This window comes from Fibrobacter sp. UWH9 (assembly GCF_900129715.1).
GTDB lineage: Bacteria > Fibrobacterota > Fibrobacteria > Fibrobacterales > Fibrobacteraceae > Fibrobacter.
This window is the reverse complement of record NZ_FQWP01000002.1, coordinates 33597-48171: the sequence shown is the minus strand read 5'-3', so window position 1 is coordinate 48171 and position 14575 is coordinate 33597. Positions and strand designations below refer to the sequence as shown.

General features: G+C 51.6%; 12 protein-coding genes. 7 read left to right on the top strand and 5 right to left on the bottom strand.

Going from position 1 to position 14575, the window contains the following annotated elements:
• The first annotated feature begins 87 nt into the window (after positions 1-87).
• From BUB94_RS02045 to BUB94_RS02030, 4 genes are all read left to right on the top strand, one after another.
• Positions 88-999 carry an AAA family ATPase gene (locus BUB94_RS02045; protein WP_073233780.1) on the top strand — a complete coding sequence of 304 codons (912 nt, stop codon included), beginning with the start codon at positions 88-90 and terminating at the stop codon, positions 997-999.
• Positions 1000-1337: 338 nt separating this feature from the next.
• Complete coding sequence (locus BUB94_RS02040; protein ID WP_073233778.1) at positions 1338-2558, top strand: DUF58 domain-containing protein; 1221 nt, start codon at positions 1338-1340, stop codon at positions 2556-2558.
• Positions 2555-4582 (top strand): DUF4129 domain-containing transglutaminase family protein, encoded by a 2028-nt coding sequence (locus tag BUB94_RS02035; protein ID WP_073233776.1) that lies wholly within the window; start codon positions 2555-2557, stop codon positions 4580-4582. Before BUB94_RS02040 ends, BUB94_RS02035 begins: the two co-directional genes overlap by 4 nt.
• A gap of 54 nt (positions 4583-4636) precedes the next feature.
• On the top strand, positions 4637-5791 hold the full coding sequence (locus BUB94_RS02030) for a phosphoglycerate mutase family protein (RefSeq protein WP_083538015.1): 1155 nt from the start codon (positions 4637-4639) through the stop codon (positions 5789-5791).
• Between the two features lie 169 nt (positions 5792-5960).
• On the opposite strand, the gene putP is transcribed toward BUB94_RS02030, so the two are convergent.
• Positions 5961-7502 (bottom strand): sodium/proline symporter PutP, encoded by a 1542-nt coding sequence (gene putP / locus BUB94_RS02025; RefSeq protein WP_073156614.1) that lies wholly within the window; start codon positions 7500-7502, stop codon positions 5961-5963.
• Between the two features lie 87 nt (positions 7503-7589).
• On the opposite strand from putP, the gene tsaA reads away from it, so the two are divergent.
• Positions 7590-8324 (top strand): tRNA (N6-threonylcarbamoyladenosine(37)-N6)-methyltransferase TrmO, encoded by a 735-nt coding sequence (gene tsaA, locus BUB94_RS02020; RefSeq protein ID WP_073233772.1) that lies wholly within the window; start codon positions 7590-7592, stop codon positions 8322-8324.
• 18 nt (positions 8325-8342) lie between these two features.
• Here the strand turns inward: tsaA and BUB94_RS02015 are convergent, their stop codons facing one another.
• The gene (locus BUB94_RS02015) at positions 8343-8660 is read right to left on the bottom strand and encodes a T9SS type A sorting domain-containing protein (RefSeq protein WP_158236587.1); all 318 of its coding nucleotides are present in this window, start codon (positions 8658-8660) and stop codon (positions 8343-8345) included.
• A 236-nt stretch (positions 8661-8896) separates the two neighbouring features.
• On the opposite strand from BUB94_RS02015, the gene BUB94_RS02010 reads away from it, so the two are divergent.
• Positions 8897-9427, top strand: coding sequence for a hypothetical protein (locus BUB94_RS02010; protein ID WP_073156622.1), 531 nt, complete (start codon positions 8897-8899; stop codon positions 9425-9427).
• A gap of 74 nt (positions 9428-9501) precedes the next feature.
• On the opposite strand, the gene BUB94_RS02005 is transcribed toward BUB94_RS02010, so the two are convergent.
• The 3 genes from BUB94_RS02005 to BUB94_RS01995 all read right to left on the bottom strand — a co-directional run bounded on the left by BUB94_RS02005 (position 9502) and on the right by BUB94_RS01995 (position 13946).
• Positions 9502-12114, bottom strand: coding sequence for a VPS10 domain-containing protein (locus BUB94_RS02005; RefSeq protein ID WP_073233770.1), 2613 nt, complete (start codon positions 12112-12114; stop codon positions 9502-9504).
• A gap of 160 nt (positions 12115-12274) precedes the next feature.
• Positions 12275-13048, bottom strand: coding sequence for a hypothetical protein (locus BUB94_RS02000; protein ID WP_073156628.1), 774 nt, complete (start codon positions 13046-13048; stop codon positions 12275-12277).
• Positions 13049-13316: 268 nt separating this feature from the next.
• Positions 13317-13946 (bottom strand): lytic transglycosylase domain-containing protein, encoded by a 630-nt coding sequence (locus tag BUB94_RS01995; protein ID WP_073233768.1) that lies wholly within the window; start codon positions 13944-13946, stop codon positions 13317-13319.
• Positions 13947-14243: 297 nt separating this feature from the next.
• Between BUB94_RS01995 and rpsO the strand changes: the two genes are divergently transcribed.
• On the top strand, positions 14244-14516 hold the full coding sequence (gene rpsO, locus BUB94_RS01990) for a 30S ribosomal protein S15 (RefSeq protein WP_073156633.1): 273 nt from the start codon (positions 14244-14246) through the stop codon (positions 14514-14516).
• The last annotated feature ends 59 nt before the right edge of the window (positions 14517-14575 follow it).

The window sequence follows — 14575 nt, the reverse complement described above, 5'->3', positions numbered from 1 at the left end:
AAACTGGTATCTGATTCTTGCGCATGAATTCTCATTTATTTTTCCCCTGGTTAGCGCTTTTCTCTCTGACTTACATATATTTAAGGTATGATTAAGTCTTTGATTTCTGCTTTAAATGGGGTGTTGCTGGGGAAGTCCGATACGGTGGAACTTCTAGTGATGGCATTGCTGGCCGATGGCCATGTGCTGATTGAAGATGTGCCGGGTACGGGTAAGACGACTTTGAGTAAGGCCCTGGCGGCGGCTGTGGGGGCGGAATTTTCCCGAATCCAGTTTACGCCGGACTTGTTGCCTGCCGATGTGACGGGTGGCGCGGTTTATAATGCCAAGACCGGTGAATTCGATATTAAGAAGGGTCCGGTTTTTACCCAGGTTTTGCTGGCCGACGAAATTAACCGTGCATCGCCACGAACTCAGTCTTCGCTTTTGGAAGCCATGGAAGAACGTCAGGTTTCGCTGGAAGGTGAACGTCACAAGTTGCCGGAATTATTCATGGTTCTGGCCACCGAAAATCCGGTGGAATTCCACGGGGTGTTCCCTTTGCCCGAGGCTCAGATGGATCGTTTTATGGTTCGCATTTCTGTAGGTTACCCCACCGAAGAAACGGAGCTTGATATTCTGCGCAGCCATCGTGAAGGTCGGCCTGTAGACAAGGTGGTGGCGGTGACTTCGCCGGTGGATATTCTCGAAGCCCGCAAACAGGTTTTCAAGATTCATATTGATGAGGCGTTGGAACGTTATATCGTTTCTCTTGTGCAGGCGACTCGTAGTGACGGGGGCGTACGTCTGGCGGCAAGTCCTCGCGCTGGTTTGAACTTGGTCCGAATGGCTCAGGCCTGTGCCTTTGTGGCTGGTCGCGATTTCGTGAATCCCGATGATATTCAGCGGGTGTTCTTCCCGGTCATGGAACATCGCGTGTTTGCCAAGGACAGCGCCAATCCAGAAGCCAGCAAGAACATCCTGCAAAGCATCCTGAAAAAAGTTAAAGTACCGAAGTGAGGTTAGTAATGAGTGATGAGCTGCGAGTGATGAGCAGTGAGCTAAAAGTAAGGCGCCTTTGGCGCGACTATAAAAAACTCATAGCTCACAACTGAAAACTCACCGCAGGTAAGGGCGCCTTTGGCGCAACAATGATAACTCATATTTGGTTTCTGATATCTTGATTTGCTAGATCCTTCGACTTCGTCGCTTTGCGACTACGCTCAGGATGACACTCTCCCCTTCCTACCACCTACCACCTACCGTCTACTTCCTACTTCCTACTTCCTACTCCCATGTCTTTCTTCTCCTGGTTTGTTCGTAGTGTTCCTCGTGCGCCTCGGCGGGCGGGTGTTCTGATGCTCGCGTTCTACCTGTGGCAGGAATATTTTACTCCGGCGGGAAAGGCGGCTGCCGCATTGATGCCCTTGTCTATGGCGGTGGGCATGGTCCCTGGATTCTGGGCGGCCTGGGTGTTTTGCGGTCTGGATTTCTTGCTGTTCCTGGGAATGATTCTTTCCCTGTTCTGTTCCAGCAAGCTGAATTACGTTTCTATGGAAAATGTGGTGGTGACTCCCGCTTACGAGGGGGAGGTGGCTACCATCTGGGCCGATGTGGGCGTTGGGGGCGAAGATGCCATAAATGCCATCGGTCGTAAGCGTTCTTCTAATCTGCTGTTGCGATTGTTTGGTCGCGGAGGCGGATCTGCTGATCGTCTGGATTCGGTGCAGTTGGCATCTTACCGTATGGACCCGAGCTTGACTTGGCTTGAATCCGAGATGGTTCAGATTAATGCCGCTGACGGTTTTAAGAAACTGGAATGCAAAATTCAGACGAAGAACCGCGGCGCTTTTCCGCTGAAAAAGATTGCGGCCAACGTTCCCGAAATCATGGGACTTTTGCAGTGGCCTTTTGAATATCGCGGTTCTGCGGAATTGCTGGTTTATCCGAATCCTATAAAGGTGGGTGAATTCCCGTTCTTAACCTCGGGGGCTAGCGGCATGGTGTTTGCCCCGCTGTTGATGCCTAGCCTAAATCGCGGAATGAATTTTGTGGGCGTCCGCGAGTACCGGGAAGGAGATGCTCTTCGAGACTTGCACCACAAGGCTTTTGCCCGCTACGGCAAGCCCTTTACCAAGGAATTTGAAACGGAACGCGGGGCCGGTGCCATTCTGGTTCTGGATACGGCAGCTCCCTCCTTTGGAGAACGTCAGCATCTGGAATTTGCCATCCGCTTGACGGCGGGAATTGGCCTGTGGCTTCTGGAACGGAACATCCTTGGGCGATTCTTTATTGACGATGAAGAAATTCCGCTGGCTGGTAGTGGTGCCGCCCAAGGGGAACGTCGCAAGAACTTGATGGACGCGCTGGCCCGAATTCCTGCGGCGAACTTGATTTCGGCGAGAAAGCCAGGACCTTGGTCTCCTGCGGCACGGCCCATGGATCCGGTGCTTCGGGTGGGACTGTACGCCAAGGAAGAACCTCTGGTCCACAAGCATATTGTGGTGGGCCGTGATCCATCTTCGGATAAGTGCCTGTTCGTGGAGCCCGCTTCCATAAAGTCGGGGGTGTCGCTGTGAAAAAAGAAATAGTAGACATCCGTTATGTAGCCAAATGCCTGTTCTTGATGACAGCCTCCTTTAACTTGGGGCATACTTTCGAGGCGACTTGGCTGGGCCTGCTTTTTGCGATTTACTTTGCCGTGACGGGATTCTTGAACGCCACCAGCCGCAAGGAATTTTCCAAGCGCCCCAAGTACAACAAGATTCCTGCCTATGGGGCCATTGTGCCGCTGGCCTTGTATTGGGTGGTGACTCCCGGTGTGGAGAACGGTGTGAACCCCATGATGATTTTCTTGCCGGGATTGTATTTGCTGTTCTTGGCGGCGTTGCAGGAACGCAGTCGCGGTAATGGCGGCTTTGAAGCTTTCGTGGCTTTTGACGGTGTGGCGGCCTTGCTGTTTGGTATGTTCATGGTGCCTAAGGGTTGGGCTGTTGCTGGTATTGTAGGGTTGCTGCTTTGCCTGTTTGCCTACAGCCGACGGGGAACGGCCTGGTACAAGTATCTTTTGTTTGTGCTGCTGGTGGTTGCCTTGGGCGGAATCGCTTTTGGCGGGTGGCGTTATTGGCGGGCGCATCGCTACGAAAAAGGGGCGCGGTGGGCCGAGGATTATTACCAGCGTGAACGGGTCATGGGCTTTGACCAGGTGGCGGCACTGGGAAGTTTTGGCAGCAATTACAACGGCAAGTATAATAGTCAGGTGGTGCTCCGCGTGTGGGATTCGTTGCCTTCCAATTATCTGAAGGCGGCCAGTTACGAAAAGTACGTGGCGGGAATCTGGAAACTTCCTACGGAACAAGTAAAGACTTTGACGCCGGCCTATTACCAGGTGGACTACGCGGTGATGGAAGTGATGGATTCTGTTACTTCGATGGGGGAGACTCCGGCAGGTTCCGCTAACCATGGAGTACGACAGGTTTGGGTACAGTCCTCCGTAAAGAATTTTGGTTTTGTATTTGCTCCCTATGGTGCGGTGGGCTATGCCGCAAAGGACGTGGATTCATTACAGTATTTTGCCGGGGGCATGGTCCGCGGGCTAGATCAGAACGGCAAACGTTCGGACTGGTACTACTTCGTTTGCGATGCTCAGGAGAATGGAGATGCTCAAGGCGTTGGTGGCTCCCAGAGAAATTGCGTCATCCCGGATTCCCTGCTGGCGTACAGCGAAGGGGACCTGCATGTTGGTGCCCGCTATGAAACGCTTATGGATTCCGTAGTGGCCGAGATGGGACTGGTCCGTAGCGACAGCATTTCCGGTGAAAATTCCGATGCAGAAAATCTTCAGCGTGTTCTGGCTTATTTCAAGAATCATTTTACTTATTCTTTGCAGATTCCGGGACTGGAACGTTGGCGCAGTGGCGGGAATGTGACCCGGGATCCTCTGTCTGTTTTCTGGCATGCCAAGCAGGGCTTCTGTGAATACTACGCTACCTTGGCGGCTCTCGCTTTGCGCCGCGTTGGAATTCCTGCCCGCTATGCTACCGGCTTTGCTCACCCCGAAGTGGTGGAGGGCCGCCCCTATGCGGTGTTCCGTCGTAAGCATGCCCATTCCTGGGTCGAAGTTTTTGTGGATGGTCATTGGGCTATTTTTGACCCCACGCCTCCTATGTTTTCTCCCTTGGGCACCGAGCCTAGCTGGTTCAGCGTAAAGTGGGAAGGAATCCGCGGTCGCGCCGCCCGCATCATGCATTTCTTAAAGGAAGGTGAATGGAGGCGTTCCGTAGACAGCTGGCAGAACTACACCCAGAGCTTTATAGATAGCGGAATCCCTTACCTGCTTCTCGTTTTATTGTCAGCGTTCCTTGTTGCGATCAAAACCCGTGGAGCCCTTAGGGCTCGTCAAAAGCGAATCGTGTCTACGTCGGCCAAGGCGATTCACTGGGCAAAAAAGTTGGATGCTGCCGAAAAGGAACTGGCTCGTGCAGGCTTCCACCGAGAACCTGGTGAAACGGTGGGCGACTTTTTGAGGCGTGTAGAAGGGCACGAACCTGCCGATGCTGTGGAAATATTGCGGGAATACGAAAGGAATCGCTGGTGTTCGTAGACCCTTTCCTAAAATTTACTTGTCATTTTGGCCCTTTTTGTTAGATTAGAGTCTATGAAAAAACAATTCCTGATTTTGCCTGTCCTGTGCTCATCCCTGTTCTGGGCTTGTGGCGACAGTAGTTCTGCAACAGAACCTTCTAACGATCCTAATCCTCCTGCATCAGAAATCCTTTCTTCCGATTCCGGCATGTCTCCTGAACCGGGTGCGCAGTCTTCGGCCTCTGCCGATCCGTCTGACCCGACTGTTGACCCCACAGTGGATCCGTCTGTAGACCCGTCTAATCCTACTTTGGATCCGTCTCAGCCTGAATCTTCTAGCGGTGTTGAAGGTCCGACGGAGAATCCCAATGCGGACCCCTATGCTGTTGGAACCGATATCGATGAACCCTCTTATGTACCCGAGGGCTGCGAAGTCAAACCTCTTGACAATGGCAGGGGTAACGGCGTCTATTGCCTGGATTCTCTTGGAACGTCCTCTTTTAAGGGAACGCTCTTTGCTGATCCCGATGCCGACGTGGCATACGATCCGGCCAATCCGGACCTGACGACTTTCACTAGTGTAGAAAAGGTGTTCAAGGCCCTGCAGCCCGATGAAAAGGTGGTCTTTGTTCTGCGCCATGCCGAACGTAATTCCAGTTCTGGAAAAACTTCTCACCTGACGGAATTCGGTATTTTCTCTGCTCAGTCCGTGGGCCAGAAAATCGCAAGCGAAGATCCGGCCTACTACGCTCATTCTGAATATGTCCGTACCCGCGAAACGTTGGAGAATATCGCCAAGGGTCGTGGTGAAACTGGATTCAACCACGATGCTTATGGCGTGTTGAATGGAGGCTGGTTCATCAAGAATGACTCCGCTTTCAATGCTTATGCAGCCTTGTCTACCGATGGAAACTATGTGGCTACAACGGACTGGGCTTTCAATGGCGGTTATGAAGATGCCTTCTATGACCTGGACTCTCGTGCCAAGCAGTTCATTGATGAATTCCTGGTGGGCGTGATTTCCAAGAAGGCTCGTGTAAGCGTGGTGAATACCCACGACATGTTCCTGGCTCCTTTGACAATTTATGCCTCTGGCCGTCAGATTGACCTTAGATACTACGAAAATCGCAGCTGGATTACTTACCTGGCCGGTATTGCCGTGGTGATCGGTGCCGATGGTTCTGTAAAGGTTCTTCCTGTGAAGGGTCTGGAATCTGGAACGACTTAGTTCTGTTAATCTAGAACGTTAGACTATAAAAAAAGAAACCCGGACTTAAAAAGTCTGGGTTTCTTTTTGCTGAAGATTAAATTGAATTCTGCAAATCTTCATTCCGATTTTTTCGGAATCTCACGACATGAGAAATCCATATCTCATATCGTGAATCTGATATCTAATCTTACAGCTTCATATCGCTCAAGCGGGTGTGTTCCACCTGGTCGAATTCGTCCTGGATTTCCTTGGAGGGGGCCTTGGTCAAAAGGCTTACCACGATGATGGTAACCATGCTGAATACGAAGCCAGGAACCAGTTCGTAAATCTGGAAGATTTCACCGCTGAGGCCGGAGAGGTAGAACTTCCAGACGAAGGTGGTGATGCCACCAACCAGCATACCGGCAACGGCTGCGGGCAGGGTGGTGCGCTTCCAGAAGAGGGCCAACAGAACCAGCGGACCGAAGGTTGCACCGAAGCCACCCCAGGCGAAGCTGACCAGACTCATGACCACGTCAAGGAAGCTCTTGCCTTCCTTAGCGGCACCAGCGGAAGGTGCGCCCTGGAGTGCCACGAGAACAGCGATAATAGCGATAACGGCAACCACAACGCGGCTCACCCACATCAGTTCCTTGTTGGAGGCGTTCTTGCGGAAGATGTGCTTGTACATGTCGTTACTGAAAGCGGAAGCAGAAACCAGGAGCTGGGAGTCTGCGGTACTCATGATAGCGGCGAGAATGGCGGCCATGAGGATAGAGGCGATAGCCGGATGGCAGAGGGCCTGGCAGAGGACCATGAAGATTCTTTCAGGGTCCTGGACAGTGAGACCGTTAGCGCTTACATAATAGCGGCCAAGGAGACCGATCATGATCACAGCACCGAGGCAGATGATGACCCAAGTCATGGCGATGCGGCGAGAATGCTTGATTTCTTCAGCGTTCTTGATGGACATGAAACGGACCAGGATGTGGGGCATACCGAAGTAGCCGAGACCCCAGGCCAGGCTGGAAATCAGGGAGATGAAACCGATGGCCTTGCCGGTAGAGGCGTTGGTGAAGAGGCTCATGAGGTAGGGATTCTGTACGTTCACTGCATCCATGGTTGCAGCGAAGCCGCCACCGGAAACGCAGATGATGGTGGGAATCACCAGCACGGCAATGAGCATCATGGAAGCCTGGATGAAGTCGGTCCAGCAAACAGCGAAGAAGCCGCCCATGAAGGTGTAGCTCACCACAACCACGGCACCGATGATCAGGCCGGTGGTGTAGTCAAGACCGAAGATGGTGCCGAAGAGCTTTGCGGAAGCCACGAAGCCGGAAACGGTGTAGAACAGGAAGAATGCCAGGATGAAGAAGGATGCGATCACGCGGATGATGCCCTTCTTGTCGCGGAAACGGTTAGAGAGGAAGTCGGGGAGGGTAATGGAGTCGCCGCAGAAGTGAGAGTACTTGCGGAGACGGCGGCCAACGATCTTCCAGTTGAAATAGGTACCGATCACGAGACCGATGCCGATCCATGCTTCGGAGAAACCGCTGAGGTAGATGGCGCCGGGGAGACCCATGAGCATCCAGCCACTCATATCGGAAGCCTGGGCGGACATAGCCACCACCCACTTGTTCATGCCACGATCGCCCAGGTAGTAGGCGTTGAGGCTATTTGCCTTGCGAGAGAAGTAGGCACCGATGCCTAGCATCATCAACAAGTAAAGAATAAAGACGACTACGGTCATTTGTTCCTCTTCTATGTTGCGGCGAAAAAACATTCGCCTGAGTTAAATCATCGGTGGGGCAAGATAGAAATTTTTATATATGGCTCTGTGAACCCAGACTGCGAAACCCCATCTCATTTCCCCTTTAAGGTCATTGCCAGAATCCGGAGTGACTTTCCCGATAAGTTCGGCATTCCCCGCCAGAGTGGATTGCTAAAGGAATTGCGTTCCTCCATTCGCTTTGAACCTGAGTTTCGAGTGGCCGACGCCTTGCGCGGTCTCGAGGGTTTTAGCCACCTGTGGGTCCTCTGGATTTTTTCAGAAAATGTAAGGGTGGGCGAGAACGGCGAAAATCGCTGGAGTCCTACGGTGCGCCCGCCCCGCCTCGGAGGCAACAAGCGTCTGGGAGTTTTTGCCACCCGCAGCAGTTTCCGCCCTAATCCCGTGGCCATGAGCTGCGTAAAAATCGAGGAAATCCGCCTGAACGTGGTTGACGGGGATTATTGCGGCCCCGAAATTATCGTTAGCGGCGCCGACATGATGGATGGAACTCCCATTGTAGACATCAAGCCCTATTTGCCTTATGCCGATTCCGTGCCCGATGCACTGGGCGGCTTTGCGGAACCCCTCCGCGAAAAAAGCCTGAAGGTGGAATTCTCCGTGGACCTTGGGGAGTTTCCGGCAGAAAAATTGGATACCCTCCGCGAAATTCTGGCTGAGGATCCCCGCCCGGCTTACCAGAAGGATGCCGACCGAGTTTACGGCTTTAAGTTTGCTGGCTTTGAAGTCAAATTTAAAGTCCAGGATGAAGTGCTTTCGGTCCTGGACTTGATTAAGATTTAGTATAGAGTCGGGTTTAGACTATCTAACATTGATAATGGAACTGCGGTCGGTTCCGTTTGCCCTGATATTGATCACGTAGCGGCCTGAGGGGAGGTTCTGGCTGCATGCCTTGGTAGCTTCGAAGTAGGTGGTGTTCTTACCTAAGGTTAGAACTTCCTTGCCCAACATGGAATAAACCTTGACGCTTGCCTGGTAATTCTTTTCGGCATGGGTGAGGCTAGGGCTCCCCATATTAGAATCGCCCAGCAAGTTGACCTGGAAGTTTGTGCTTGGGGCTGCTTCACTGAGCGACATCAGTGAAGTAGCCAAAACTGCTGCTGTCAGATATCTCTTCATTCTACTATAACTCCACTCGTCTGCTGTTGTTAAGTCGCAGACCTCTCCAAACACGGGCCAAAAATAGCTATTCCTGACCTGTCTGTACATATAAATGGGGGGATTTCTGTTGTTCTTTTTTACAACATTATGCTTTTTTGCGTAAAAAAGCCATTGTCTTTTGGTAAAATAAAATCAATAAAAAAAAATGTTCGCCACTTTTTCTTATATTCAACCACAAATAACAGAGGTTTTATATGAAAAAGTTTTCTTTGATCGCCCTGGCTGGCGTTTGTTCCCTGGGTCTCCTGTCTGCCTGTAGCGATGATAGCACTCCGGATCCGACCCGTGCAGAACTTTGCGCTAACGGCATTTCCGATGACTGCCTGAATGGTGCATGGAACGCCAATGGTATGGCCAACAAGGCTTCTGGTGAAATGCATTCCATGTTCAATTACACCGCAGCTCCGGGCACGCTGACTTTCGACAAGAATACTCATGAATTCCAGTTTGACGCTCCTGCCCTGGCAGCAGACATTGCTACCGCAGACTGCAATCCTGTTTACGGCGAATGGTCTGTTGCCGCAGGCGTCTTGCACATGAGGTCTTTTACCAACACCATGTGCATGGGACCCAAGACTGTTGAATTGGCCGCCACTGTCGCTCTTGACGAAACCGGTACCCTCGTGACCTTGAATCTGGGTCAGCTGTACTTTATGTACAATTTGACCGATGAAATGGCTATCAAGAACTCCTACACTGAATCTTTCAGTGCTCTCGCCAAGTAATTTTCCCAAAAAATTGCATAAGAAAGGCCCCCGGTTCTAAAAACCGAGGGCTTTCTTTTCTTGCTCCTTAAAGCTTACTTGACCAGGATGGCCTTGGAAAGCAGATTGTTTCCGTTGGCGTTGGTCAATCGGGCGATGTACTTACCCATGGGAATTCTGTTCAGGCTGACGTTTGCATTGCCGCCAACTTGCTGAGAAAGGACAATCTTTCCGTTTGCGGAATACAGCTTGAGAACGGCTCCCTCGGGGGCTGCGATCTGGAGGCTGCGTCCTTGCTGGTTCATGCTGGCGGAACGTCCGATGTTGATGATTCTGGGGTTGTTCATGACAATGTTGGTTCCTTCCGGTGCGCCAACAATCAGGCCACGGCCAACGGTACTCATATACACCACGCCGTAGTTGTTCATGTCGCCCTGGACGAACTTGCCGTTACCCGGACCACCGAACTGATGCATGTCATCGTTGATGCGTTCGAAAGTCTTGCACTTGTCGGTACTGCGGTAGAGGCCGACGGTGGAGTACTTGTATTCCTTGCCGCCCCACTGGCCTTCGCCTACATATTCCCTGGTGCCGCCCCAGATGTAGATGGTTTCGTAGTCGGCGCCTTCTTTTGCCTTACCGATACCTACTGCAACGGCGGTACCTACGATGTCGCAATCATTCCAGGTCTTGCCACCGTCTTCGGTATAGCTGAGACCGTTATGAGTGTAACCGTCTTTCTGCCAGATCTGATTCTGGTCGCGAGCCACCCAGATGTGGCCTTCTCTGCCGGGAACGGTACGGATGGGGTTACCATCGCCAGAGAAGTTTTCGTTGGTCTTGAGAGATGTTACCTGCTTGAAGGTTTCGCCGGCGTCATTGGAAACGATCACTTCTCCGTTATCGCCGATGACGTAGAATACCTTCGGGTTCACGGGGTCAGAAGCCATACGGCCGTTGCCGCTACCGGTCTTTACTTCTTTCCATGTCTTGCCGTTGTCAACGGAGCGATAGAAGCTGGATCCGTTTTCCGGCTTGTGCATGATGACCTTGCCGTCTGCGGAGAGAGTCAGGTGGCCCTTACGCATGTTCTCCATGGTGCTTGTGGTGTCCATGGGCATCTCGTCCCAGGTTTTGCCCAAGTCGTCGGAACGGTACATCTTCTTGTAGCTCTTGGAATCGTACTGGCCGTAGACCGTTACGATACCGGTACGCATCAAGGTGCCGGTGAGGGCTGCGTAGCCGATGCTTTCGGTAGAACCTACGATGGGGAAGTGGCGCTTGACGGGTGCGTTAATGTCGGTGTAGACTCCGCCATCATAGTCGCCGATGGCCGTAACCAGGGGACCGCCCGGAATGCTGACAATATCCAGGGGAACGGTTTCTTCTACGCCCTTGGATTCAAACTTCCAGACAGGAACCTTGGCGGTGATGTCGTCGGTAGTGAAAATACCGTTACCGCTGGTGACCCAGACCTTCTTGTTGTTGAACGGGTCAAATTCCAGGGAGCCTGCCCAGTGGATGGCATTACCCGGAATCCAGTCGGTACCGTTGGCGTCGATATTGGGTACGTCGCCGTAATGCTGACCATGGACCCAGTTCTTGCCGCCGTCTGTGGTAACGTAAATGCGGTCGCCGTAGTTATCCTTTTCGTCCTTGGTTACGTGACGGCCGGTGTACTTGCCCAGGGTAGAAACTACAATGTGATTCTTGTCCTTGGGGTCGATGGCGATGCCGCCGTAGGAACTTTCGTTCTTCTTGTGCTGAACGGTGCCGCCTTCGTCTTCTTCATCATCATACGGGGTGATGTCGGTCCAGGTGCCGGACTTGAGATTCAGCTTCATCACGGCGCCGCCGCTAATGTTATGGGGGCCGGGGCCATCGGCGTAGGTGATGTACATATCGCCATCTACGATCTTGGCGCGGTGGGGCATGTACTTGGAGGGGCCGCCTTCGATAGTCTTCCAGGTCTTACCGCCATCCTTAGAAACTTGCAGATTGTCCTTGGTGTCGGAAATACCGATGTAAATGGTGGCGGTGCTGCCGTCGGCTAGCTTGCCCTGGGATTCGTCGAACATGACGAAGGCGACACCATTTACGCCGCTCAGGCTGTTTCCCGAGGCGCTAGAAATAGCCACCTTGTAGAGGCTGCTCCAGGTTTTACCATAGTCTTCACTTTTGTAAACGCCTGCAGTACGGCTACCGCAAAGAATAATGTTGGGCATGTTGGGGTCTACGGCCAGCTTTTCGCCAGTTTGGCGGCCCATGCCGTTACCGTGGGCGAGAATACCTTCGCCTTCCTTGTTGCCTACATAAGTGGTGTCCCAGGTGGTACCGTAGTCTTCGGAGCGGAGTACTGCAGTGCGTCCCCAGCTAAAATAGCCGGTACCTGCCAAAACGTAAATGCGCTTGGGATCGGTGGGGTCCAGGGCGAAAGATTCGGTGCCGTAAAGACCCTTGTCTTCTTCGCTGAACTGGTCCATAAGAGGAATCCAGTAGGACTTGGTTGCATCCCAGCGGTAGATGCCGCCCACGTCGGTACGGGCGTAAATCAAATCTTTCTGATAGGGGCTGGGGAGGATGGCGCTCATGAATCCGCCACCATCGAAACGGACGTTACCCCAGTCGTAAGCTTCAGCGTTGGACTGTGTTACACCGGTGGCAACAATGGCTGCCATAATGCCAATCGCCTTGATTTTTCCAAACATATATTCTCCAGATTTCACCAGCGGCACCCTAAATTGTATGAAGTGCCAAATTACCATTATATAAAATATTTCCAAATAGCGAAAAAGGACGCCTTTGGGGCGCCCTTGTTGTTAAAAACGTTTATTTAATCACAACAGCTTGGAATATGCCTATGGGGAACTATTCCTGGGGGTTGTTATAGTTACAGGCGTTCCTTCGTTTCAGTTCATTGTTCAGGGGAACGTAAATCACGCTGAAGATAATGTAGCCGCTAAGCAGTACCAGCCAATGGTTTAGGCCCAGGCGGGTCTCGATAAAGTGCATCTCCAGGAACATAAAGGGGCCTGCAATCAGGAACAGGGGCAGCTGACGGCACTGGTCACCCAATGAAAAACGGCTTTCGTAGCTGACGATGGAGTTCATCATGGGGAAGCTGGTGCAGAATCCGCCCATGAGTCGCTTGATGAACATGAGGCCACTGACCACGCCGGCAATGGCGGGGGCCTTGATGTAGATGGGCAGGGGTGTCTTGTAGCGGACACCGGCCTTGTATTTTTGCTTCTGGAACATGATGAGGCCAACGATAAAGTCGAAGGCGCAGACCCCTACGAAAAAGGCTTCGTTGTCGGGGATGCGGGGCATAAGGAAGGTGCCCATGGCCACAAAACAGGCTAGGCCTATAATGATGGACAGCACGATAGGCACTTTAGCCTTGTAATGGAGGATGCGGACGATGTTCGCATACAGCATGCACATGAATCCGGAAATGGCGTTTGCGGCCCCGATGGGGAGGCCCACGGCGATGTAGGCGAAACCGAAGGGGATGGGAATGGTGGCCGTAACCGCCTTCAGCTGCGGGTCCTTCAGGTAAGCACTCAAGGTTCCAAGCGCAGTCACCATGGCTACCAGCAGGTAGTCGTAGAAGGAAAAGTGAAAATTCAAGGACTCGAACATTTGCGGCCAAAGATAGCAATTGAAAATGAGGTTCGCTACACTAGAGGTTTCAGGTCGGTTGCTTCGCAACCTAGAGGGGGGGGTAGTGAACAGTGGGGACTGTCCCTCTGAATATCCGCAAACTGTCATTCTGAACTTGTTTCAGAATCCCGTGAACGCACAAGATCCTGAGATTCCTCAGGGTGACGTCAGGTCCCTTTGGCGCGATTATCTAGCTCATTGCTCAAGGCTCATAGCTCATCGCTGAAAGGAGCCGTAGGCGACCTCCTCATACCTCGTCGCGGGAGATTTTTCGGTAGTTGGTCTTTACTTTTTTCACGTAATTAAAGGTCTCGTACTGCATGGTTATCAGGCGTAAAAATTCAAAATACCTGAATGCCTTGTACAGTTCCGCCTGCCTGTATCCGCCATTGTAGTGGGCCAACATCAGGTTTATATCGCCCTTGTACTCGCTGCGGAGCATCGACAGGAACTTTACGCCAATCTGGATATTGTCTTTCGGGTTCAACAAACTGTACTTGGAAAGCTTCAACTTTTGAGCGACATTTTTCCCGGTGGTTGGCATGATCTGCATAAGACCCAAAGCCCCGACGCGACTTTTGGCGTTGACCTTGAACCTGCTTTCCTGAGCGATAATGGCTGCCACCAACTTGTAATCCATATCATACTGTTTTGAGTAGGTCAGGATGTATCCGGCAAAACGATCTACGTCGGCAACGCTCAAATTTCGGTTCACCGAAACGATGAACTTCTTCAGCTTTTCAGGGGAATCTTTCTTGTTGAAGAAGGTGAGAACGTCCTTACTGTTTGCGATTTCGTCAAGATAATCTTCCACCGCAGGGAGTACGCCCCCGCACAAGAATACAATCGCAAAAATGACCAGTAAAACCTTCTTCAAAATTTATCTAAACCCTTCGCCAACAATGATAGAAAAAACAGTTGTCTTAATTATGAATTACGAAATATGAATTACGAGTTTTTAAAATCAGTCGCAAACACCCCTTTTGGCCCCTTTTTTCCCTCTTTTCTCTCGTTTCCCGTCTTTCGTCTCTCTTCTTTTTACCTATATTATTCCTCAACGTCATTTCACCTTGGTATTCCCGACCAGTTAATTCCACTGGGAGTGCATGTAGAATACTCGGGTGCAAACGTGTAAATAAGTAAAACAAACAAACCAAAAGGAACAGGTAGTAAAATGGCTACTATTACTAAAGAAAAGGCTGCAGAAATCACCGCTAAGTTTGGCGCAAACGAAAAGGACACCGGTAACGTCCGCGTTCAGATCGCTCTCCTGACTGAAAAGATCAAGAACCTCACCGAACACGCCAAGCAGCACAAGAAGGACCACCACTCTCTGCGCGGTCTGTCTATGATGGTTGCAAAGCGCAAGACTCTCCTCAAGTACTACGGCGAAAAGGACATTGTCGCTCAGCGTGCTCTTATCAAGGAATTGGGTCTCCGCGGCTAATTTCTGTGGACTGGAGATAATCTATGTCTATTGATGCTTACAAAGAAAAGTACGGCAAG

Excerpts from the sequence above, each read along its gene's own strand:
- BUB94_RS02045 (WP_073233780.1), top strand. The coding sequence starts at position 88 with ATGATTAAGTCTTTGATTTCTGCTTTAAATGGGGTGTTGCTGGGGAAG.
- BUB94_RS02040 (WP_073233778.1), top strand. The coding sequence starts at position 1,338 with ATGCTCGCGTTCTACCTGTGGCAGGAATATTTTACTCCGGCGGGAAAG.
- BUB94_RS02030 (WP_083538015.1), top strand. The coding sequence starts at position 4,637 with ATGAAAAAACAATTCCTGATTTTGCCTGTCCTGTGCTCATCCCTGTTC.
- putP (WP_073156614.1), bottom strand. The coding sequence starts at position 7,502 with ATGACCGTAGTCGTCTTTATTCTTTACTTGTTGATGATGCTAGGCATC.
- BUB94_RS02015 (WP_158236587.1), bottom strand. The coding sequence starts at position 8,660 with ATGAAGAGATATCTGACAGCAGCAGTTTTGGCTACTTCACTGATGTCG.
- BUB94_RS02010 (WP_073156622.1), top strand. The coding sequence starts at position 8,897 with ATGAAAAAGTTTTCTTTGATCGCCCTGGCTGGCGTTTGTTCCCTGGGT.
- BUB94_RS02005 (WP_073233770.1), bottom strand. The coding sequence starts at position 12,114 with ATGTTTGGAAAAATCAAGGCGATTGGCATTATGGCAGCCATTGTTGCC.
- BUB94_RS02000 (WP_073156628.1), bottom strand. The coding sequence starts at position 13,048 with ATGTTCGAGTCCTTGAATTTTCACTTTTCCTTCTACGACTACCTGCTG.
- rpsO (WP_073156633.1), top strand. The coding sequence starts at position 14,244 with ATGGCTACTATTACTAAAGAAAAGGCTGCAGAAATCACCGCTAAGTTT.